Genomic DNA, 19632 nt, shown 5'->3' with positions numbered 1-19632 from the left:
TTACACCGCGATTTATGTCAATTATCACCAATGCAATGATGTCAATCGATGCATTGGAACGTACAATGAGTGCAATTGATACAATTTGCTCGTCAACCGTAGACAAGGCCCCGCGCGCGCGCCGCAGGGCCGGATTTGACGTCGAATTCTCTGGGCGTGCAAAGAACACGCTTCAGCACCTCTGGCGGCTCTATTGCCTTCTCGCCGCCAAAAGGCGCAGCCGCATCGCTCTTGAAGAGATGAGCGACTGGCAACTCAGCGATATCGGTGTCAACGAGAGGGATGCACGGCGGGAATCGTCGGTGCCGTTCTGGCGGTAGGGCTTTTTCCGAGATGATCCGCGGCAGACTCTCGGCAATCTAAGCACGCAAACAAACGGGCGCCGCAGGTGTCAAACCTGCAGCGCCCGTTGTATCAGTACTCTGATTACTTGCAGCCCTGGCCGCCGGCGGCCCAACGGCGGATATCCGCGCTCATGCGCGTGCCGACAGGTTCACTCATGAGAGGCCCGAATGCCTGCAGCCGCGCTGGCTGACCTTCCGCCTGAACAACGGCCAAGGGCCGAGCTTCGGGTGACTTGCGCGGCACGATCAGGATGCGGGGACGGCCCGAGAACGAGTTGAGTTCAGGCGCGAGCCGGTAGTTCTTGAAGGCCGCATCGCCCGACTTGAACCAGCAGCTGTTGGCGCCGAGTGCGACGCGTTCCATCGTCGGCAGCGCTGCCGAGTTTGCGGTCGGCGCCGGCGGGCGCGGCGACTGGCAAGACGCCAAAAACGCTGCGGCGAAAGCCGCGCAAGCAGGGCCGATCAGGCGTCCGGTGAAGAGTGAAGGCATCGACGGTCTCGCTTGCGTTAAGGGGATGGTCGGATGCCTTCTATCAGCGGCAGGGTTAAGCTGCGATTACTTCGAGAGCCGAAGCGAAGATACCGCGACCGTCGGAGCCGCCATGGGCCGCCTCGATCAGGTTCTCCGGGTGCGGCATCATGCCGAGAACGTTGCCCGACGTGTTCATAACACCAGCGATATCGCCCATCGAGCCGTTCGGATTGGTGCCTTCCGCGTAGCGGAAGACGACCTGGCCGTTGCCTTCGATCGACTTCAGCGTCTCGGCGTCGGCAAAATAGTTGCCGTCGTGGTGGGCGACCGGGCTGCGGATGATCTGACCCTTTGCATAGGCGCGGGTGAAATCGGTATCGGCGTTGACGACTTCGAGCTTGACCTCGCGGCAGACGAACTTGAGCGAGGCATTGCGCATCAGTGCGCCCGGCAGCAGACCGGCCTCGACCAGGATCTGGAAGCCGTTGCAAACGCCGAGAACCTTGACGCCCTGTTCGGCCTTGGCCTTGATCGCCTGCATGACCGGCATGCGCGCGGCAATCGCGCCGCAGCGCAGATAATCACCGTAGGAGAAGCCGCCTGGGATGACGATCAGGTCGACATCGGGAAGTTCCGTTTCCGTCTGCCAGACGGTCACGGGCGCCTTGCCGGAGATTTTGGTGAGGGCAGCGATCATGTCACGATCGCGGTTGAGGCCTGGAAGCTGGACGACGGCTGACTTCATGGTGCGGTTCAAACCCTGCCTGCGCCTCTTGAAGCTCATGCAATTCGAGGCGGTTTCCGATGCGGCCAAAGCGCAATTCTACGCGATTGGGCCGATATACGATGCAATACGCATCCTGCTACTTCGAAACTATCGAGCCGCGGAGGCAACATTCCCATCAATGGGGCTTGGCCCGATCTACTTGAGCGGCCCACGACGGCCCGCTCAAAACTCAGAGATCAACCAAGCCACACATTGAGCGATCCGCAGCGTTCTCCACCGTTAGGCGAAAGAGATGCTGTAGTTTTCGATCACCGTGTTGGCGAGCAGCTTTTCGCACATCGCCTTGAGGTCGGCTTCGGCCTTGGCCTTGTCGGCGGTCTCGATCTGCAGATCGAACACCTTGCCCTGGCGGACCTGGCCGATGCCGTCGAAGCCGAGCGCGCCGAGTGCGCCTTCGATTGCCTTGCCCTGCGGATCGAGAACGCCATTCTTCAGCGTCACGGTTACACGTGCCTTGATCACTTTCGATTTCCCCGAACTAACTTGATCAGAATTACTTGACCAGAACCGGGCCGGTGCCACGCACAGGCTCGTTCTCGTTCATGATGCCGAGACGGCGGGCCACTTCCTGGTAGGCTTCAACAAGACCACCCAGATCGCGGCGGAAGCGGTCCTTGTCGAGCTTTTCCTTGGTCTCGATGTCCCACAGACGGCAGCTGTCCGGCGAGATTTCATCCGCCAGGATGATGCGCATCATGTCGCCTTCGAACAGCCGGCCACACTCGATCTTGAAATCGACGAGCTGGATGCCGACGCCGAGGAACAGGCCGGTCAGGAAGTCGTTGATGCGGATGGCCAGCGCCATGACGTCATCGAGTTCCTGCGGGCTTGCCCAGCCGAATGCGGTGATGTGTTCTTCGGAGACCATCGGGTCGTCGAGCGCATCGGCCTTGTAATAGAACTCGATGATCGAGCGGGGAAGGACGGTGCCTTCCTCGATACCGAGACGCTTAGCCAACGATCCGGCAGCAACATTGCGCACAACGATCTCAAGCGGGATGATCTCGACTTCCTTGATCAACTGCTCGCGCATGTTGAGACGGCGGATGAAGTGCGTCGGAATGCCGATACGGTTCAGATGCGTGAAGATATACTCGGAAATCCGGTTGTTCAGCACACCCTTGCCGTCGATGACGTCATGCTTTTTCTTATTGAAGGCGGTCGCGTCGTCCTTGAAAAACTGGATCAGCGTGCCCGGCTCGGGACCCTCATAAAGGATCTTTGCCTTGCCCTCGTAGATACGGCGGCGACGATTCATGGATGTTGTCTCTGTGGTTGTTGGCGCTCTTGGGTCGCGCTAGTGGAGTCTTCTCCGGGGGTCCATAGCTGAAATGAACAGATTTAACAATCGGTGCATCTTCCGATCCCCTGATTTACCTAAAGCGTGTCACGACCTTCCAGATTCGCTCCTCGCGCCCTAGATCCTTGCTTTGTCGCATGCGGTTATCTCAAAACCGCTGCGCGCTTATCCGCGACACACTTACGGTACCACGAAAGTCGCCAAACAAGAAAACTTCGCATTGCACTTTGACCACTGTTTTGGTTTATGGCCATAACTCTTTACGGCATGAAATTCTCACGGGAGATCAATTGATGACTGGTATGCAGGATCGCGAAAAGGCCTTCGAAGCGAAGTTTGCGCTGGACGAGGAACTGAGATTCAAGTCGGAAGCACGCCGCAACAAGCTGCTCGGCCTCTGGGCTGCCGGATTGCTCGGTAAGTCCGATGCGGAAGCCTACGCCAAGGAAGTCGTCGCCGCTGATTTCGAGGAAGCCGGCCACGAGGACGTCGTGCGCAAGATCAAGGCAGACTTCGACGCAGCCGGCGTGGCGCAGACCGAGGAGCAGATCCGCGTGCGCATGCTCGAGCTTCTGGGCGAAGCGATCGAGCAGATCCAGAACAAGTAATTTCGGGCAGACAAAAGCCCCTGACATCGCCGCTCCGCCGAAAGGCCGGGCGGCTTTTTATTTTGCGGCCCTCATGCGCGGCCGCTTCTGCGCCGTCGCATCGCCCTGCGGCGAGGGTTTCCAGCCGCTTTTGAGACGATCTTCGAAATCCTGACGGCTCATCGGCTTTGCCAGCGCGTAGCCCTGCAGAATGTCGCAGCCGAGATCCCTCAGTATCGCCGCATGGTCCCAGGTCTCGACCCCCTCCGCCACCACCTTGATGTTGAGCGAATGGCCGATGTCGATGATGGCACGGACGAGTTTGGCTTGTTTGGCGCCTTCGGTGATCGGTCCCACCAGCGCCCGGTCGATTTTCAGACGGGCCGGGTTGAGGTTGAGCAGGCCGATGATCGAGGCGTGGCCGGTGCCGAAGTCGTCGATCTCGACCTCGATGCCGAGTGCGTTCAACGCGGCGATCGTCTCGGCAATCTCGTCTTCGAGATCGTCGAGGAAGATGGATTCCAGCAGTTCGAACGACATGACGCCGGGCGGAATGCGCATGGCGCGAAGGTCGGAGATCAGGCTCTGGTCACGCAGCCGCCGCGAGGAGACGTTGACCGAAATCTTCGGCACCACCAGACCGGCGCGGCGCCAGGCTTCAAAATCGGCATAGGCCATCTCGACGATGTTCTTGTCGATCGCGGGCAGGGCGTTGATCTCTTCGGCCACCTTCAGGAAATGGATCGGAGCGAGGATGCCGCGCTCTGGATGGTCCCATCGCACCAGCGTCTCGACGCCGGTAAGCTCCAGTGAGCGGGCGTCGAATTGCGGCTGGTAGTAGGGCACGAACTGCCCTTCCTCGATTGCCTGGCGGATATCGTCGCCGGTTCGCTTGGCGCTGAGGATCTGGTTCTGGATCTGCTCGGAAAATGCCTCGAATCGATCGCGCCCGAGGCTCTTGGCTCGATAAAGCGCGATATCGGCATTCATCAGCAATTGTTTGGGATCCGTGTCGCTCTCGCCCCTCCACGCGATGCCGATGCTGGCGCCAAGCCGGCAAAGCTGGCCGTCATAGGGGATGGGTCGCCGGAAGGCGTGTACGATGCGGGCAGCGAGATCGCCGAGTTCGTCGAGGCTGCGGCCGCGCCGGCAAAGAATGACGAATTCGTCGCCGCCGATGCGGGCGATGAAATCGTCCTGGTCTGCATGAGACCGCAGGATCGCGGCCGCATGGGTCAACATCGCGTCGCCGGCCTGATGCCCCAGCGTGTCGTTGATCTGCTTGAAACGATCGAGGTCGAGATGAAGGATGGCGTTGAGCGTCGGGTCGTCAGCCAGAATCTGGTCGAGATAACGCCGGTTCGGCAGATCCGTCAGGTAATCGTGCAGTGCGTTGTATTCGATGCGGATGCGCGCTTCCTCTAGCTCGCGGTTGCGGGCCTCGGTTGCCGCCTTGGCCTTGCGCAGTTCCTCCTGCAGCGCGATGTCTTCGGTCACATCCCAATTGGCCCCGATCAGTTTGCGGGTGCCGTCACGGTCGACGTAAAATGCCGTGTTGGCACGGATGTGCCGGATTTCACCATTCGCCAGGATGATGCGGAACGCATTGGTGAAGGGCGCCCCCGCCGCGACCCCGTCGTTGACGCGGGCGATCGCCATATCGCGGTCGTCGGGATGCAGCATATCCTCCCAGCTGCGGCCGCTCGGTGCGCCGTCATCAGGATTGAGGCCGTAGATGGCCAGGATACGTTCATCCCAGATGGTCTCCTGGGTTTCGAGATTGTGGTCGAACACGCCGATTTTCGAGACGTCGAGTGCAAGCCGCAGGCGCCGCGAGATTTCCTCGAGCCGCGCTTCGGCCTCCTTTCGAGGGGTAATATCCGTATCGGTGCCGATGATGCGACTGGGCTTGCCGTCAGGCCCGTATGCGACGGACGCACCTCGGCTTTCGATCCACACCCAGTGACCGTCCGCATGGCGTTCGCGGTACTGGAAGGTGTTGTAGGTAACCTGCCCGGTGTCCTGTCGCTCGATCGACGCAAGGACGTGGGCTCGGTCGTCCGGATGCACGTTCTCGATCCACATATCGAGCGAGCCGTCGACGACGGCATCTTCCGCCATGCCGCGAAGTCGCTTCCATGTCGCGGAATAGAAGAGGTTTCCGGTCGAAAAATCGTGGTCCCAGACGCCTTCGAGCGCACTATCCAGCGCATATTTCCACCGCGTCTCGTCGTTTCGAAGCCCGGCAATCTCGCCGATCAGGTGGTCGACCGGGAGCATCAGCAGCAAACGGTTGTTTGCAACCGCAGAAGACGTGCAGACCACCGAAACGGTGTCGTCTGCGCCATGCAAGCGGATTGTCTGGGCGGACCCAGAAGCTTGCGACATCGCCGCTGATGCCAACAGGTGATGGTCGTCGGCATGAACGATGTCATGCACATGCCGGTTGAGCAACTCTGAGAGCGGCAGGCGCAGAATGTCACGGAGATAGGGGGTCGCGGAAACGATTTCCCCTTTTTCGTCGACGACTAGTACCGCCATCGGCAGCTGGTCCAGCGCCGACTGTGTCACAATTTTCGGCTTCGCCGGCACGCGGCGTTCGCCCTTGATGGGATCTTTCGGTCCGGTCACGTGTCCCACGATCCAGCATTGTTGCCGGCAGATCATGATCGCGGACCATGAACTTCGGATTAATGCCGAGTCGTCTTATTCGCAGTAAGGGTCAGGGCTGAAGACGGCTGAGGAACTGCGCAAAGACCATCGTGCCTTCCGGCCAGGGACCGTGGCCTGACTCGGTATTGAGATGGCCGGATTCTCCGGCATCGACCAACAGCGAACCCCAGGACTTGGCGATATCGTCCGCATGCTCATAGGAACCGAACGGATCGTTGCGACTTGCGACCATCAGCGACGGGAACGGCAACGGATCGCGCGGGTAGGGGCCGAAGGTCATCAGGTGCTTCGGCCGGATCCCGGCATTCGCCACGTCAGGCGGAGCCACCAGGAAGGCGCCGGCGATCTTTTTCTCGATGTGGGGCAGGGCGTGAACCGCAGTGGCGACGCCGAGCGAATGGGCGACGATGACCACCGGCTTCTCGGCGGCATTGACCTCTTCGACCATGCGCGCCACCCAATCCTCGCGCACGGGCTTTGCCCACCCGGCCTGCTCGACGCGGCGTGCGGTGGACATTTTTCGCTCCCAGCGGGACTGCCAATGGTCAGGGCCGGAGTTGGTGTAACCGGGAACGATCAGGATATGGGCGTCGGAAAGTTTCATAATGGCCGCGATGTGGCGTCGAAAATCGTCGAAGTCAAGGCGTAGGCGACAGAGGCTGCATTTTATGTATAATCGACAATGCAGGTCGCGGTCGATGCGGCTCGAGTTTTGCCGTTGTCGCTGGTCCGTGGCCGCCCTGTGGTGGTTGAGGAGTGTGAGCCATGACAACATTCCATGTTCTGTCGGGAGCGGACGCCAACGTCGCCCATCCCGGAATAAGAAAGATCGGCGTGGCGGACGTGATGGACGCGTTGCGCCTCGGGTTCAACGACTTTCGCGAAAAGCCGTCTCACTATGTTTTTCTCTGCTTGATCTACCCCATCGCCGGCGCCGTGCTCATGACATGGAGCGCGGGTGCTAACATGCTGCCGCTGCTCTATCCGCTTGCGTCGGGCTTTGCCCTCATCGGGCCGGTCGCCGCGATCGGGCTCTATGAAATCAGCAGGCGGCGCGAACTCGGCATGGACACGTCCTGGCCTCATGCTTTGCGTCTGCATCGTTCTCCGGCGCTGCCATCCATCATCGCCGTCGCGGCGATGCTTTTTGTCATCTTCATCGCCTGGCTGCTGGTCGCACAAGCGCTCTATGTCAGGATCTTCGGTGCCGAACCGCCGGCATCGCTCGCAGCCTTCTGGAACGGCATCGTCAGCACCGAACAGGGCTGGAATCTGATCCTGGTCGGCAACGCCGTCGGGTTCGTCTTTGCCGTCATCGTGCTGTCGATCAGCGTCGTGTCGTTCCCGATGCTGATCGATCGCGACGTCGGCGCCGTGGCTGCCGTCGAGACTTCGATCCGTGCAACCCTCGTCAACCCCATCCCGGTTGCCTTCTGGGGCCTGATCGTTGCGGCTGGCCTCCTGATCGGCTCAATCCCGGTCTTTGTCGGCCTCGCAGTGATCATGCCGATCCTCGGTCATGCGACGTGGCACATGTATCGCAAGATGGTCGAGCCGCAAGTTCGCAGCCGGGCGCGTTAACGACAAAGGGCCAGCCCAAGGAAGGCTGGCCCTTTCTCGCGCAAGGATCGCTCGACCTACTTGAAATGCTTGTAGTAGGAGGAAATCTGGGCGGCGGTGTTCGACGAGAGATTGAGCTTGATGCCGATCTTGTCGCCGCGATACCAGCGCACCATTCCGGTCAGGAATCCGAGTTCTTCGCTGCGGATCGTCACTTCCTGTCCGGTTCGTGCATTGATGTCGAAATAGAGCTGAAAGCAGATCCCTTCGGCGGAAAGATCCGTGACGATGCCGTTGCTCGCGCCAGTCTTGACGGTGACTGTCCCGGTAATCTTCGTCTGCGTGCGCACTGCCGTGCGCTGAACACTGTCCTTGTAGGGCATGTCAAACCTCGATCTGGATTGATCAGCCTCGATCATCTCACGCAAAGATTGAATTCCTTGCTAACAAAAATGCCCGCATTCGAGCGAACTGCATCAAATGCGGGCACAATCACGGAGTACAACAGAAACGTGCTTCGTTCTGCACCAACCGGGCGGCTTTGGCGCCCGGCTCTTCTGTCATGCGTCTGTCGTTGTCGCAAAGCCGCAGCGCAGCTTTGCGCGGCATGTCTCAGCCAAACACCCGGCTGAAGATCGTGTCGACATGCTTGGTGTGGTAACCGAGGTCGAACTTTTCACGGATGTCAGCTTCCGACAGGGCCGCGCGGACCTCGGCGTCGGCAAGCAGTTCCTCGAGGAAGTCCTTGCCCTGTTCCCAGACCTTCATCGCATTGCGCTGAACGAGGCGATAGGCATCCTCACGCGACACGCCGGCCTGCGTCAGGGCGAGCAGGACGCGCTGCGAGTGAACGAGACCGCGGAACTTGTTCATGTTCTTCGTCATGTTGTCCGGGTAGACGAGCAGCTTGTCGATGACGTTGGTCAGGCGAGCCAGCGCAAAGTCGAGCGTCACCGTCGCATCGGGTCCGATCATGCGCTCGACCGAAGAATGGGAGATATCGCGTTCGTGCCAGAGGGCCACGTTTTCCATGGCCGGAATGGCGAATGCGCGGACCATGCGGGCAAGACCCGTCAGGTTTTCCGTGAGCACCGGGTTGCGCTTGTGCGGCATCGCCGAAGAGCCCTTCTGGCCCGGCGAGAAATACTCTTCCGCTTCCAGGACTTCGGTGCGTTGCAGGTGGCGGATTTCGGTTGCCAGGCGCTCGATCGACGAGGCGACGACGCCGAGGGTGGCAAAGTACATCGCATGGCGGTCACGCGGAATAACCTGGGTGGAGACCGGCTCCGGCTTCAGGCCAAGCGCCTTGGCGACATGTTCCTCGACGCGTGGGTCGATATTGGCGAAGGTGCCGACAGCGCCGGAAATGGCGCAGGTCGCGATTTCTTCACGGGCGGCGATCAGGCGCTGCTTGCAGCGATCGAACTCGGCATAGGCCAGTGCCAGCTTGACGCCGAAGGTCGTCGGCTCGGCATGGATGCCGTGCGAGCGGCCGATCGTGACCGTATCCTTGTGTTCGAAGGCACGGCGCTTCAGGGCTTCCAGCAGCTTGTCCATATCGGCCAGCAGCAGGTCGGTCGCGCGCACGAGCTGGACGTTGAAGCAGGTGTCGAGCACGTCGGAAGACGTCATGCCCTGGTGGATGAAACGGCTGTCCGGACCGACGAACTCTGCCAGATGCGTCAGGAACGCGATCACGTCGTGCTTGGTGACGGCTTCGATCTCGTCGATGCGATCGACGTCGAACGTGGCGGCGCCGCCCTTTTCCCAGATCGTCTTTGCGGCATCTTTCGGGATCACGCCGATTTCGGCCAGCGCATCGCAGGCATGGGCCTCGATCTCGAACCAGATGCGGAACTTGGTTTCCGGCGACCAGATGGCCACCATTTCCGGTCGGGAATAACGGGGGATCATGGGCTCTCAGCTTTCGTCATCAGTGGAGGATGGCTGTGCCTCTAGCAAAGATGCCCGGCAAGCTCAACGTTGTTGACGCCGTTGCGAGCCCGCAAGCCACAGGCTGACAGCAAGAAGTGCGGCGCCGCCGACGGGAAGATAGAGCCGAACGCCGAGCACCAGGAACTGGTAGAAGGCGACAAGCGACGTGAACGCGAACTGGTAGAGCCAGGTCCGGGTACCTGTATCGGCATGCCAGCGCGCGTAAAAGACGCGATAGTCGAGCGCAAACAGCATCGCCGTCACTGCGATCGTGCCGAGCGACAGACACAACAGATAGGCAGCGAACCGGGTCTCGGCAGGACGGCCAAGCGTTGCGAAACGCGCCAGAAAAACGGCAAGCGGCCAGGCAAGCATACCCCCCAGGCCATACATCACCAGGAGTTCCGCCAGATGGAAGGTCAAGGCGCCCTCGCGCAGCCAGAGCGCAACCCAGGCAGACGCGACCATCAGCAGCCCCCAGGCCGGCGTGCCGACGACAAGTTCGGTCATCGACGGCAATGCCCGCAGGAACCGTGAGCGCTTCAGGGCCGCCGCAGAAGCATAGGCTGATTTTGCCTCGGCCCTGGCGCCCGTGTCATTCATTTTACGATCCGTGTCGGAACCGCAATCCATCGTCCGTCGGTCGTACCCTCGAACCCGAGTGACTTGACCAGCACCATCACGACATGGGTCTGCGTGCCGTCGTCGTTCATATGGGTCATCGCGCCGCCGATGCGGTAACCCGTCGGGCAACGCCGGCTTTCCGGGACGCGCGTATCGTCCTGAAGCACGTCGCTTGCCGGCTTTCCAGCCTTCATCGTCATCGACAGGCGGAAACCTTTGACCTCCTTCAGGAAATCCTTGCACAACCCGCCTGGCTCGAAGCTCTTTTCTTCGAGTGCGAGGCTGTAGGTCTCGCGGAAAGCTTCGTCAGCTGCAAAGGCGTCGTATGTCAGCGCGAGCGGCGTTGCGTTGGCCTCGGTAATCGGATTGTAGGCGACGAGCAACCCCGGCTGGTCGGCGAGCCGGTAGGCATCGATCAGGGGCGCTGCGCGGCGATGGGCCTCGTGCCTGGTCCGGTGCAACGGTGCGCCATCCTCGCGGCCGACGGCGCGCACGGGCGCGCCCGGCAGAAACGTATCGTTGCGCGTATCGATGACGTAGATGGTCGAATAGGGAAAACCCGAACCGTCCTGAACGCCGTATTCCTCGAACGCAAAGACATTGCCGTCGGAGGAAAAGCCGATTGGCTGGAAGGCTGCGTAGTCACCAGCCGAGGCCTGCGACGCCGCAAGTGCAACCGCCCCAAGAAGCAGGCCCGACGTCGCCAGGCGCGTTATCATCAGCGGGCCTTTTCAGCGGGGGCGCGGATCGCCTGGATGGCCGAGCGATAGGCATCGACCGAACCGCCCTTGAAGATCGCAGAACCGGCGACGAGCACGTTTGCGCCGGCGCCAGCCGCGATCGCAGCCGTGTCCGGTGCAATGCCGCCGTCGACTTCGATCTCGATCGGCCGGTCGCCGATCATCGCCTTGATCCGGCGGATCTTCTCCGCCGTCGCATCGATGAACTTCTGGCCGCCGAAACCGGGGTTGACCGTCATCACCAGCACCAGGTCGACGGTGTCGAGCACATATTCGATGGCGCTCTCCGGCGTTGCGGGATTGAGCGAGACGCCCGCCTTCTTGCCGAGCGAGCGAACGGTCTGCAGCGAGCGGTGCAAGTGCGGTCCGGCTTCGGCATGAACCGTCAGGATATCGCAACCGGCCTTGGCAAAGGCTTCGAGAAAACCGTCAGCAGGCGAGATCATCAGGTGGCAATCGAAGGTCGCTTCGGTGTAGCGGCGCAGCGACTTGATCACGTCGGGCCCAAAGGTGATGTTGGGCACGAAGTGGCCGTCCATGACATCGAGATGGATCCAGTCCGCGCCGGCATCGACGACATCGCGGACTTCCTGTCCGAGCTTCGAGAAATCGGCCGCCAGGATCGACGGTGCAATGCGGATGGGATGGGTCATGACAAGCTCCGGCTGTTTCCCGCGCAATAGCACTCCGCAGCCGCGCAAACAACACGTGCGGTGGCAATCGCACTTTAGCGGTGGCTAGACCAGCACGGCAACGGATCGTTTTCCGCAGGTGTCGCGTCATGAACACCGCGGGCGATCGCGCGCGCCATGGTCGCCGCCGCAGCAGCGCCGACGTCGATGAAATCCGCGATCTCCAATGTCCTGCCGCTTGCACCGGTCGCGAGCGCGAAGACCAGGTCACCGTCAAGCGGCGTGTGCGCCGGCCACAATGCCCGGGAGAAACCGTCATGTGCAGCGATGGCCAGCCGCTTGGCCTCGGCTTTTGTCAAGACAGCGTCGGTCGCGATAACCGCGATCGTCGTGTTGGCGGCTGCCGACAGGTTGGGGCGCAGTTTCGTGCGGATATCGGATGCATCCGCCGGCAGGGGATGGGGCAGACCGAGCCCGCCGAATTCTTCGAGTTTCTCGAAGGGAGCAGCCCAGAAATGCCGAGTGCCGCCGACGGTCGCCGAGCCGAGTGCGTTGACGGCAACGAGCGCGCCGACGGTGATCCCGTTCGGCAGCACGATCGAGGCGGAGCCGAGACCACCCTTGAATGTCGCGGTCAGGGCACCGGTGCCGGCACCAGCCGAACCCGTCGAAAAGCCCTGGCCGGCCTTGCGCACGGCCTCATAGCCAAGGTCGCGATAGGGCGGAAACCTGCCCCAATCTTTTTCACCGCCATTGATCAGGTCGAAGAGAATTGCCGACGGTACGATCGGCACGCGGTGCGGCCCGACGGCAAATCCCCGCCCCATCTCCTTGAGGGCTGCCTGCGCGCCGGAGGCGGCGTCCAGCCCGAAGGCCGAACCACCTGACAGAATGATCGCATCGACCGTCTGTACGGTGTTGTGCGGTTCGAGCAAATCCGTTTCGCGCGTGCCGGGCGCGCCGCCGAGCACTTGAACGGCAGCCGTTGCCGGCGGATCGCAAACGATGGCAGTGACGCCGGATTTCAAACGATGGTCTTCGGCGTTGCCGACGGAAAGGCCGGCGACATCGGTGATCAGGTTGCGCGGGCCCGGCAGCATCATTGCGCTCCGGCAGCGTCCGCAACGGGCACGAAGCGACCGGACTGCCACTGCATCAACCGAAAGGGATTGTCGGCGCGCTCATGTCCGGCATCGAAAGCAATCGGCCCCAGCACGGTCTGGAAAGGTCCTTTGAGCAAGGCTTCCACCAACGGTTTTTCGTCCTTCTCAGCCTGATCCTTGGCCTGTTCCAGCACAGACATGGCGCCGAATGCCGGCAGTACGTAACCTTCGGGCTCAATGCCGGCCGCACGCATGGCCTCGGCGACCGGCTTGCCTTCGGCGGACTGTGCCGCATCGGGCAATGTGAGAGCCAGAACGCCATCGGCGAGCGGCACGCTGACGTCGGCTGCGTTCAACGTATCGCCGCCGAGCAGGGTCAGGTTTGCGCCTTCCTCCTGCGCGTCGCGCGCGATCACGGCGGTATCCTGCCGGTCGCCGCCAGTGAAGACATGGGTGGCACCGCTCTTGGCGAGGCGGCGGACGAGGCTGACCTGTTGCTCCTGGGCGGGGCGATAGGCATCCGTGAAGACCGGCGTCAGCCCTATTTCACCAAGCGCTACGCGCACGCTCTCAACCAGTTCGCGGCTATGGATGGTGCCGTCGTCGATCAAGGCGATCGGCTTGTCCTTCCAAAGCGCGGTAATGGCGGCAACGATGCTTGCCGATTCCGCCTTGCCGCTGGGCGCCAGGCGAAACAGCGGCCAGTTCTTCTTGAGCACGTCCTCCATCAGGATGTCGGAGCGCACACTCAGCGTCATCGCAGGGATGTTGGCCTCGGCGAGTGCCGGCAGCGTCGCCTCGAGGCTCTCGGTGCAGAGAAAGCCGATGGCCGCTTCGACGCCTGCCGCCAGAAGAGCCTTCGTCAGGTCATCAGCACCAGCCGCATCACATGTTTCCGGGATGACGACGATTTCGCTGCCGCGATCACCCGCCTGGAAGGAGGCGCCATCGATGATCTGTTTGCCGAGCAGGGCGAACGGTCCTTCGACCGGAGCGACAACCGCGACCTTGACGCCGGCAGCGGCGGCAGGTGTGGCTTGCGCCATTCCCGCTACGATGAGGCTCAAGACAATCGATCGACGCATGCAATTCCCCGCTGCTGCATAATTCCGGGCCCGGAATGGTTTCAAGGAGAAATTATGCAGCGAGTCTAAAAAGGCTACGGCATCCCCGGCATGACCTTCGTCACCCGCGGCACTGTAATTGCCGAATGTTTTAAGGATGTGGCCACCGGCGTCAAAGGAAAAGATGCAAGTTGAAACAACGGACATCCGATCCACGCCACAGCTATGTCGCATATCTGCAAGAATCTCCGGCCGGCGGGTTTCATATTTTCCTCCAGCGGCTATATGTGCCTGACATCGCCTGGAGAGAGATGTGTTGGAGAGAACCAGACTGGACCCGATAAGCTATCGCGATGCGATGAGCCACCTGGCTGGCCACGTGCAGCTCGTCACCGCCGCCAATGGCGGCGAGCGCCGCGGCGTCACGGTGACGGCTTCCTGCTCGGTTTCCGACAGTCCGCCGACCGTTCTCGTTTGCCTGAACGGCGCCAACCCACGCAACGACATCTTCGTGCGAGGCGACAGCTTTGCGCTGAACCTGCTCGGCGACGAGCATCGTGCGCTCGCCCATGCCTTTTCCGGCCGTGATCAGCTCGACATGGACCGCCGCTTCGCGCTCGGGCAATGGACGCAACTGGCAACCGGTTCGCCGATCCTCGTCAATGCGACGGCCGCGTTCGATTGCCGGCTGATCGAGGTCAAGACTATCGCAACCCATCTCGTGCTGTTTGGCGAGGTTGTCGACGTCGCGCTCGGCCCGACGCGTCCACCACTCATTTATGTGGACCGCGGATATCACTCGCTGTAGGTTTTCAGGAGAGGACGAAAAATCCTCTATGAAAACATGAGAACAGTCCTGTAAGTACATGATATAAAATATCATTTCGAACAAGACTACGAATGACTGAAACTGGCCGTGGCGGAGGATGCATGGCGGCACCGGCGACAGGCGTATTGCCCCAATCCATCGATGAAACGATGGCGATGCTGGAGGCACAGGATTATCTCGCCGGCACGGCATTGGCGACGGTGCTATTTCTAGCGCTCAGGATGAAGCGCCCGCTCTTTCTCGAAGGCGAGGCCGGCGTCGGCAAGACCGAGATTGCCAAGGTGTTGGCCCGCGCCCTTGATCGACCCCTGATCCGCCTGCAGTGTTACGAAGGGCTCGATGTCGCCTCCGCCGTCTACGAGTGGAACTACCCGGCGCAAATGCTGGAGATCCGCCTGTCGGAAGCGGCCGGTAAAGTCGACCGGGGCAGGGTTGAAAGCGACATCTTTTCCGAACGTTTCCTCATCCGACGTCCTGTCCTTCAGGCAATCTCGGCCGAGAACGGACGGGCACCGGTGTTTCTGATCGACGAGCTCGACCGCACCGACGAAGCCTTCGAAGCCTTCCTGCTCGAGGTTCTGTCGGATTTCCAGGTCACCATTCCGGAACTCGGCACAATCCGCGCCACTGAGCCGCCCGTTGTCATCATCACCACCAATCGCACGCGTGAGATCCATGACGCCTTGAAGCGGCGCTGCCTCTATCATTGGGTCGACTATCCCAAGGCAGCACAGGAACTCGAAATCATCCGCCGTAAGGTACCAGGCTGCAACGCCGCCCTGTCGCGCGAAATCATCGCCTACGTGCAGCGGCTCCGCACGATCGACCTTTTCAAGAACCCCGGCGTCGCCGAGACGATCGACTGGGCAACGGCTCTGACCGAGCTTGACCGGCTCGCGCTCGACCCTGAAACGATCGCCGACACGCTCGGCACCTTGCTCAAGTACCAGGACGACATCGCCAGGATCGACGGAGCCGAAGGGCGCAAGCTGCTTGCCGAGGTCAAGGCCGAACTGCTGGCGGCAGGTTGACAATGGAGCCGGGAGAACATCCGCCTGATGGTGCCATTCTCCCGCCGATCCCGCCCGGCGACGGCAAGCTGGCCGACAACATCGTGTACTTTGCCCGCGCCCTCAGGCGCGCCGGGATGAAGGTCGGGCCTGGGGCAGTGGCCGACGCCATCGACGCGGTCACGCTGATCGGCATCGGCGCCCGCGACGAATTCTACGCGGCCCTCCAGTGTATTTTCGTCAAGCGCCACGAGGACCAGCCGGTGTTCGACGAGGCTTTTCGGCTGTTCTGGCGGTCGCGTGGCCTTGTCGAGAAGATGATCGCGATGATGTCTCCGCTCGCACCGGAACGCGACAGCGAGCGGCAGCGGCGACGGGCGGGTGAGGCGCGTGTCAGCGATGCCTTGATGTCCGGTCATCATGATGCCCGGCCGCCGCGCGAGGAACCCGAGATCGAGATCGACGCCCGCTACACGGTTTCGGGCCGGGAGCTTTTCCGCAAGGCGGATTTCGCCCAGATGACCGCTGCCGAGATCACCGAGGCGAGGCGAGCGCTGTCGTCGTTGGTGTTGCCGCTCGACCAGGTGCGCACGCGCCGCTACCAGCCTTCCTCGCGGCAGATCCGCATCGATCCGCGCGCGACGATGCGCGACGCCATGCGCTTCGGCGGCGAACTGATCCTGCCGCGCTTTCGCGAACGGCGCCTCGTTCATCCGCCGCTGGTGGTGCTTGCCGACATTTCGGGATCGATGAGCCAATACACCCGCATCTTCCTGCATTTCCTGCATGCCCTCAGTGAAAAACGCCAGCGCGTTCACACCTTCCTCTTCGGTACACGGCTGACCAATGTTTCGAGGCCGATGCGAAACCGCGACCCGGATGTCGCGCTCGACGAATGCATCTCTGCGGTCAAGGACTGGTCCGGTGGCACGCGCATCGGCGAAACCCTGCATGAGTTCAACCGACGCTGGTCGCGGCGGGTGCTGGGACAGGGCGCCATCGTGCTTTTGATCACCGACGGGCTCGAGCGGGACGACACGTTGGAGCTGGAGCAGGAGATGGATCGCCTGCACCGCTCCTGTCGCCGACTGATCTGGCTCAATCCGCTGTTGCGATTCGACGGCTTCGAGGCACGGGCCCGCGGCGTCAAAGCGATGCTGCCGCATGTTGACGAATTCCGAGCCGTGCACAATCTTGAGTCCGTGGGCGAGCTCGTCAAATCGCTGTCGGGCCAGAGGTCCGGGGAGGCCGACCCTCGACGGTTCATGGACGAGCATCGCACCGTGCTGGGTGGCCGGGCTGGGAGGACGTGACATGCAGGTATTCGTCGACACTCTCGATCCACTCGCGGTTGCCGAAGCCTGGGTTGGCGAAGGCCGCCAGGTGGCAATTGCAACGGTGATCGAAACCTGGGGGTCCGCACCGCGCCCGGTCGGCAGCCATCTGGTGATCGACGGGGCCGGCAATTTCGAAGGTTCGGTTTCCGGCGGATGCGTCGAGGGTGCGGTGATCAGCGAAGCGGCGGATATTCTGGAGACCGGCAAGGCAAAGATCCTTGAATTCGGCGTAGCCGACGAGACCGCATGGCGTGTCGGTCTTTCCTGCGGCGGCCGGATCCGTGTGCTTGTCGAGCGGGTTGACGGCTGAACCATGGATCTCGCAACCCTTCAAGCCTTGAATGCAGCGCGCGCGGGCAGGCGAGCCGCCGTCGTCTTTACCGACCTCGAGACCGACCGAAGCGTGCTCTGCGTCGAGGGTGAACGCTGTGCGGACGAATGGATCGACGCGATGACCGCCGCACTTCGGTCTGGCAAACCCGGAATGACCATGGCCGGCGGGCGGTCCCTATTCCTCAATGTGTACCTGCCGCCGCCGCGCATCCTCGTTGTCGGCGCCGTCCACATCTCGCAAGCGCTTGCGCGGATGGCGGCTGTCGCAGGCTTCGACCTCACCATCGTCGACCCGCGAACCGCCTTTGCGACGGCCGAACGCTTTTCCTGCGTCGAGCTGATAGCGGAGTGGCCGGAAGACGTCCTCAAGGCCCGGCCGCTTGATCGGTTCACGGCGGTGGTCGCCGTCACACACGACCCGAAAATCGATGACGAACCGATCCGGGCAGCCCTTGCCACAGGCTGTTTCTATGTCGGCGCTCTTGGCAGCAGAAAGACGCATGCAAGCCGCGTCGAGCGCCTGCGGCGGCTCGGTGTCTCCGACGACGCGCTCGCCCAGATCAAGGCGCCGATCGGGCTCGACATCGGCGCGGCGAGCCCGGCGGAGATCGGGGTTGCGATTCTCGCCGAAATCATCGAAGCGCTCAGGCGGCGGGATATCCTGTCCGGCAGCGAGGCGCATCGATGAGATTTGGGTCCACCAAGCTTTCCACGGCTGAAGGCGCCGTGCTCGCGCATGCCGTCAAAGCCGGCGATCTCCGCTTTCCGAAGGGGCACGTGCTCACCTCAACCGATCTTGCCGCGCTGATGCAGGCGGGGATCGACGAGATTATTGTCGCCCAACCGGATCGGGGTGATTTGCTGGAAGATGAAGCGGCGGCCCGGATCGCCGCGGCGATTGCTCCCGACCATCTGCGGTTTTCCTCGGCGGCAACCGGACGCGTCAATATCTATTCGCGGGTACACGGGCTATTCGTCGCCACCCGCGAAACCATCGACCGGCTGAACCGCATTGATCCGGCTATCACGCTCGCCTGCCTCGCCGACCATGTACCGGTGCAGCCCGGCGACATGGTGGCGACGATCAAGATCATACCTCTGGCAGTGGCAGGAACGCTCGTGGAGCGGGCGGAGATATTGCTTCGCGATGCCACGGCCTTCGAGGTGAAACCCTTTTCCGCACGCAATGCCGCACTGATAGCAACTGAGTTGCCCTCATTGAAACGCCAGGTCATGGACAAGACCCATGCGGTGCTCGCCGCGCGCCTGCGGCAATCCGCAAGCGCGTTGGCGACGGAGCGGCGCGTTGCGCATACGGAAGACGCTTTGGCTGCGGCCATCAGTGACCTGAAGGCCGACCACGACCTCCTCATCGTCTTCGGTGCGTCGGCAGTTGCCGATTCGCACGACGTCATTCCTGCCGCAATCCGCAGGGCAGGCGGCATTGTCGATCACGTCGGCATGCCGGTCGATCCCGGCAATCTCATCGTGCTCGGCCGCGTCGGAACGGTGCCGGTGATCGGAGCGCCAGGCTGCGCCCGCAGCCCGCGCGAGAACGGTTTCGACTGGGTGCTCGATCGCATTCTCGCCGGCGAATGGCCAAGCGCAGATGACATTACCGGGCTCGGCGTCGGTGGTTTGCTGAAGGAGATACCCACCCGACCACAGCCGCGCGAGCCGGTCGCGCCGATGGCTTTGGGGCCGGTGGAAACCGTCGTGCTGGCGGCGGGTCGCGCCAGCCGTATGGGTCCCGAGGGTGGCCACAAGCTGCTGGCGACCTTCGATGGCGTTCCGCTCATACGCCGCACCGTCCTCAGTGCCCTTGCAGCCGATATTGGCCGGGTGATCGTCGTCACCGGACATCGCGAGCCCGAAATCCGGGCTGCGCTCGATGATCTGCCAGTCGTCCTCGTCTCCAATCCGGATTACCTGTCCGGCATGGCGTCGTCGCTGACGGCTGGCCTTGCCGCGCTCGATCACGCAGCCGGGGGCATGCTGGTGATGTTGGCAGACATGCCGGGGATAACGGCGGGCGACCTGCGCCGGATCGCCGATGCGTTCAATGCTGAAGGGGGGCGTGCAGTGATCCGCGCGACGGCTGAAGGTCAGCGCGGCAACCCGGTCGTCCTGCCGCGCCAGACGTTTTCCGCCGTCGGCCAATTGCTTGGCGACGTTGGCGCACGGCATATCATCGAGAGATGCGGACTGCCGGTCATCGATGTCGAGTTAGGTGCTGCCGCCCGTATCGACCTCGACACGCCTGAGCAAATCATCGCTGCCGGCGGAACTTTGGAGGAATAGA

22 protein-coding genes are annotated in these 19632 nt (G+C 61.9%); 9 read left to right on the top strand and 13 right to left on the bottom strand.

Annotation, left to right across the window (positions count from 1 at the left end; genetic code table 11):
* Positions 1-14: 14 nt before the first annotated feature.
* Positions 15-320, top strand: a complete 306-nt coding sequence (locus tag AC1Q80_RS08215; RefSeq protein ID WP_492360119.1) for a DUF1127 domain-containing protein — start codon at positions 15-17, stop codon at positions 318-320.
* A 106-nt stretch (positions 321-426) separates the two neighbouring features.
* Here the strand turns inward: AC1Q80_RS08215 and AC1Q80_RS08210 are convergent, their stop codons facing one another.
* The 4 genes from AC1Q80_RS08210 to purC all read right to left on the bottom strand — a co-directional run bounded on the left by AC1Q80_RS08210 (position 427) and on the right by purC (position 2861).
* Positions 427-834, bottom strand: a complete 408-nt coding sequence (locus AC1Q80_RS08210) for a hypothetical protein (protein ID WP_173420058.1) — start codon at positions 832-834, stop codon at positions 427-429.
* Positions 835-889: 55 nt separating this feature from the next.
* Complete coding sequence (purQ, locus tag AC1Q80_RS08205; RefSeq protein ID WP_112815721.1) at positions 890-1561, bottom strand: phosphoribosylformylglycinamidine synthase subunit PurQ; 672 nt, start codon at positions 1559-1561, stop codon at positions 890-892.
* Positions 1562-1822: 261 nt separating this feature from the next.
* Positions 1823-2065: a phosphoribosylformylglycinamidine synthase subunit PurS gene (gene purS, locus AC1Q80_RS08200; protein ID WP_173420057.1), complete on the bottom strand. Its 243-nt coding sequence runs from the start codon at positions 2063-2065 to the stop codon at positions 1823-1825.
* A 31-nt stretch (positions 2066-2096) separates the two neighbouring features.
* The gene (gene purC / locus AC1Q80_RS08195) at positions 2097-2861 is read right to left on the bottom strand and encodes a phosphoribosylaminoimidazolesuccinocarboxamide synthase (protein ID WP_025427151.1); all 765 of its coding nucleotides are present in this window, start codon (positions 2859-2861) and stop codon (positions 2097-2099) included.
* A gap of 332 nt (positions 2862-3193) precedes the next feature.
* Here purC and AC1Q80_RS08190 point away from each other — a divergent pair, with 332 nt between their 5' ends.
* Positions 3194-3511 (top strand): DUF1476 domain-containing protein, encoded by a 318-nt coding sequence (locus tag AC1Q80_RS08190; protein ID WP_173420056.1) that lies wholly within the window; start codon positions 3194-3196, stop codon positions 3509-3511.
* Positions 3512-3568: 57 nt separating this feature from the next.
* On the opposite strand, the gene AC1Q80_RS08185 is transcribed toward AC1Q80_RS08190, so the two are convergent.
* Both AC1Q80_RS08185 and AC1Q80_RS08180 read right to left on the bottom strand, forming a co-directional pair.
* Entirely contained in the window at positions 3569-6121 is a 2553-nt protein-coding gene (locus tag AC1Q80_RS08185) for a sensor domain-containing protein (protein WP_492360118.1), read from the bottom strand.
* A gap of 91 nt (positions 6122-6212) precedes the next feature.
* The gene (locus AC1Q80_RS08180; RefSeq protein ID WP_492360117.1) at positions 6213-6767 is read right to left on the bottom strand and encodes an RBBP9/YdeN family alpha/beta hydrolase; all 555 of its coding nucleotides are present in this window, start codon (positions 6765-6767) and stop codon (positions 6213-6215) included.
* A 161-nt stretch (positions 6768-6928) separates the two neighbouring features.
* On the opposite strand from AC1Q80_RS08180, the gene AC1Q80_RS08175 reads away from it, so the two are divergent.
* Positions 6929-7744 carry a DUF2189 domain-containing protein gene (locus tag AC1Q80_RS08175; RefSeq protein ID WP_173420053.1) on the top strand — a complete coding sequence of 272 codons (816 nt, stop codon included), beginning with the start codon at positions 6929-6931 and terminating at the stop codon, positions 7742-7744.
* A 56-nt stretch (positions 7745-7800) separates the two neighbouring features.
* Here the strand turns inward: AC1Q80_RS08175 and AC1Q80_RS08170 are convergent, their stop codons facing one another.
* The 7 genes from AC1Q80_RS08170 to AC1Q80_RS08140 form a co-directional block, all read right to left on the bottom strand.
* Positions 7801-8106 (bottom strand): PilZ domain-containing protein, encoded by a 306-nt coding sequence (locus tag AC1Q80_RS08170; protein ID WP_173420052.1) that lies wholly within the window; start codon positions 8104-8106, stop codon positions 7801-7803.
* 229 nt (positions 8107-8335) lie between these two features.
* The gene (gene purB, locus AC1Q80_RS08165; protein ID WP_173420051.1) at positions 8336-9637 is read right to left on the bottom strand and encodes an adenylosuccinate lyase; all 1302 of its coding nucleotides are present in this window, start codon (positions 9635-9637) and stop codon (positions 8336-8338) included.
* A 63-nt stretch (positions 9638-9700) separates the two neighbouring features.
* A complete protein-coding gene (locus tag AC1Q80_RS08160; protein WP_492360116.1) occupies positions 9701-10261 on the bottom strand; it encodes a hypothetical protein in 561 nt (186 codons plus the stop codon).
* Entirely contained in the window at positions 10258-11001 is a 744-nt protein-coding gene (locus AC1Q80_RS08155; protein ID WP_492360115.1) for a DUF2259 domain-containing protein, read from the bottom strand. Before AC1Q80_RS08155 ends, AC1Q80_RS08160 begins: the two co-directional genes overlap by 4 nt.
* On the bottom strand, positions 11001-11675 hold the full coding sequence (gene rpe, locus AC1Q80_RS08150; protein ID WP_492360114.1) for a ribulose-phosphate 3-epimerase: 675 nt from the start codon (positions 11673-11675) through the stop codon (positions 11001-11003). Before rpe ends, AC1Q80_RS08155 begins: the two co-directional genes overlap by 1 nt.
* Before the next feature lie 74 nt (positions 11676-11749).
* The gene (locus AC1Q80_RS08145; RefSeq protein ID WP_492360113.1) at positions 11750-12757 is read right to left on the bottom strand and encodes a P1 family peptidase; all 1008 of its coding nucleotides are present in this window, start codon (positions 12755-12757) and stop codon (positions 11750-11752) included.
* Positions 12754-13842: a branched-chain amino acid ABC transporter substrate-binding protein gene (locus AC1Q80_RS08140; RefSeq protein WP_492360112.1), complete on the bottom strand. Its 1089-nt coding sequence runs from the start codon at positions 13840-13842 to the stop codon at positions 12754-12756. The genes AC1Q80_RS08145 and AC1Q80_RS08140 overlap by 4 nt, the downstream gene beginning before the upstream one ends.
* Before the next feature lie 337 nt (positions 13843-14179).
* Between AC1Q80_RS08140 and AC1Q80_RS08135 the strand changes: the two genes are divergently transcribed.
* The 6 genes from AC1Q80_RS08135 (at position 14180) to AC1Q80_RS08110 (ending at position 19631) form a co-directional block, all read left to right on the top strand.
* Positions 14180-14629, top strand: coding sequence for a flavin reductase family protein (locus tag AC1Q80_RS08135; RefSeq protein WP_173421020.1), 450 nt, complete (start codon positions 14180-14182; stop codon positions 14627-14629).
* A 122-nt stretch (positions 14630-14751) separates the two neighbouring features.
* Positions 14752-15681 (top strand): AAA family ATPase, encoded by a 930-nt coding sequence (locus AC1Q80_RS08130; protein ID WP_492360111.1) that lies wholly within the window; start codon positions 14752-14754, stop codon positions 15679-15681.
* A gap of 2 nt (positions 15682-15683) precedes the next feature.
* Positions 15684-16973: a vWA domain-containing protein gene (locus tag AC1Q80_RS08125; protein WP_492360110.1), complete on the top strand. Its 1290-nt coding sequence runs from the start codon at positions 15684-15686 to the stop codon at positions 16971-16973.
* Position 16974: 1 nt separating this feature from the next.
* Positions 16975-17307, top strand: coding sequence for an XdhC family protein (locus AC1Q80_RS08120; protein WP_492360109.1), 333 nt, complete (start codon positions 16975-16977; stop codon positions 17305-17307).
* Positions 17308-17310: 3 nt separating this feature from the next.
* Positions 17311-18018: an XdhC family protein gene (locus AC1Q80_RS08115; RefSeq protein WP_492360108.1), complete on the top strand. Its 708-nt coding sequence runs from the start codon at positions 17311-17313 to the stop codon at positions 18016-18018.
* A complete protein-coding gene (locus AC1Q80_RS08110) occupies positions 18015-19631 on the top strand; it encodes an NTP transferase domain-containing protein (protein ID WP_492360107.1) in 1617 nt (538 codons plus the stop codon). Before AC1Q80_RS08115 ends, AC1Q80_RS08110 begins: the two co-directional genes overlap by 4 nt.
* Position 19632 lies beyond the last annotated feature (1 nt).

This window comes from Ensifer sp. GW823-FHT05D09 (assembly GCF_058795755.1).
Note: the sequence above shows the minus strand (reverse complement) of the source record. Positions and strands in the feature narration are given on the sequence as shown.

Excerpts from the sequence above, each read along its gene's own strand:
- AC1Q80_RS08215 (WP_492360119.1), top strand. The coding sequence starts at position 15 with ATGTCAATTATCACCAATGCAATGATGTCAATCGATGCATTGGAACGT.
- AC1Q80_RS08210 (WP_173420058.1), bottom strand. The coding sequence starts at position 834 with ATGCCTTCACTCTTCACCGGACGCCTGATCGGCCCTGCTTGCGCGGCT.
- purQ (WP_112815721.1), bottom strand. The coding sequence starts at position 1,561 with ATGAAGTCAGCCGTCGTCCAGCTTCCAGGCCTCAACCGCGATCGTGAC.
- purC (WP_025427151.1), bottom strand. The coding sequence starts at position 2,861 with ATGAATCGTCGCCGCCGTATCTACGAGGGCAAGGCAAAGATCCTTTAT.
- AC1Q80_RS08180 (WP_492360117.1), bottom strand. The coding sequence starts at position 6,767 with ATGAAACTTTCCGACGCCCATATCCTGATCGTTCCCGGTTACACCAAC.
- AC1Q80_RS08175 (WP_173420053.1), top strand. The coding sequence starts at position 6,929 with ATGACAACATTCCATGTTCTGTCGGGAGCGGACGCCAACGTCGCCCAT.
- AC1Q80_RS08170 (WP_173420052.1), bottom strand. The coding sequence starts at position 8,106 with ATGCCCTACAAGGACAGTGTTCAGCGCACGGCAGTGCGCACGCAGACG.
- purB (WP_173420051.1), bottom strand. The coding sequence starts at position 9,637 with ATGATCCCCCGTTATTCCCGACCGGAAATGGTGGCCATCTGGTCGCCG.
- AC1Q80_RS08160 (WP_492360116.1), bottom strand. The coding sequence starts at position 10,261 with ATGAATGACACGGGCGCCAGGGCCGAGGCAAAATCAGCCTATGCTTCT.
- AC1Q80_RS08155 (WP_492360115.1), bottom strand. The coding sequence starts at position 11,001 with ATGATAACGCGCCTGGCGACGTCGGGCCTGCTTCTTGGGGCGGTTGCA.
- rpe (WP_492360114.1), bottom strand. The coding sequence starts at position 11,675 with ATGACCCATCCCATCCGCATTGCACCGTCGATCCTGGCGGCCGATTTC.
- AC1Q80_RS08145 (WP_492360113.1), bottom strand. The coding sequence starts at position 12,757 with ATGATGCTGCCGGGCCCGCGCAACCTGATCACCGATGTCGCCGGCCTT.
- AC1Q80_RS08140 (WP_492360112.1), bottom strand. The coding sequence starts at position 13,842 with ATGCGTCGATCGATTGTCTTGAGCCTCATCGTAGCGGGAATGGCGCAA.
- AC1Q80_RS08135 (WP_173421020.1), top strand. The coding sequence starts at position 14,180 with ATGAGCCACCTGGCTGGCCACGTGCAGCTCGTCACCGCCGCCAATGGC.
- AC1Q80_RS08130 (WP_492360111.1), top strand. The coding sequence starts at position 14,752 with ATGGCGGCACCGGCGACAGGCGTATTGCCCCAATCCATCGATGAAACG.
- AC1Q80_RS08125 (WP_492360110.1), top strand. The coding sequence starts at position 15,684 with ATGGAGCCGGGAGAACATCCGCCTGATGGTGCCATTCTCCCGCCGATC.
- AC1Q80_RS08120 (WP_492360109.1), top strand. The coding sequence starts at position 16,975 with ATGCAGGTATTCGTCGACACTCTCGATCCACTCGCGGTTGCCGAAGCC.
- AC1Q80_RS08115 (WP_492360108.1), top strand. The coding sequence starts at position 17,311 with ATGGATCTCGCAACCCTTCAAGCCTTGAATGCAGCGCGCGCGGGCAGG.
- AC1Q80_RS08110 (WP_492360107.1), top strand. The coding sequence starts at position 18,015 with ATGAGATTTGGGTCCACCAAGCTTTCCACGGCTGAAGGCGCCGTGCTC.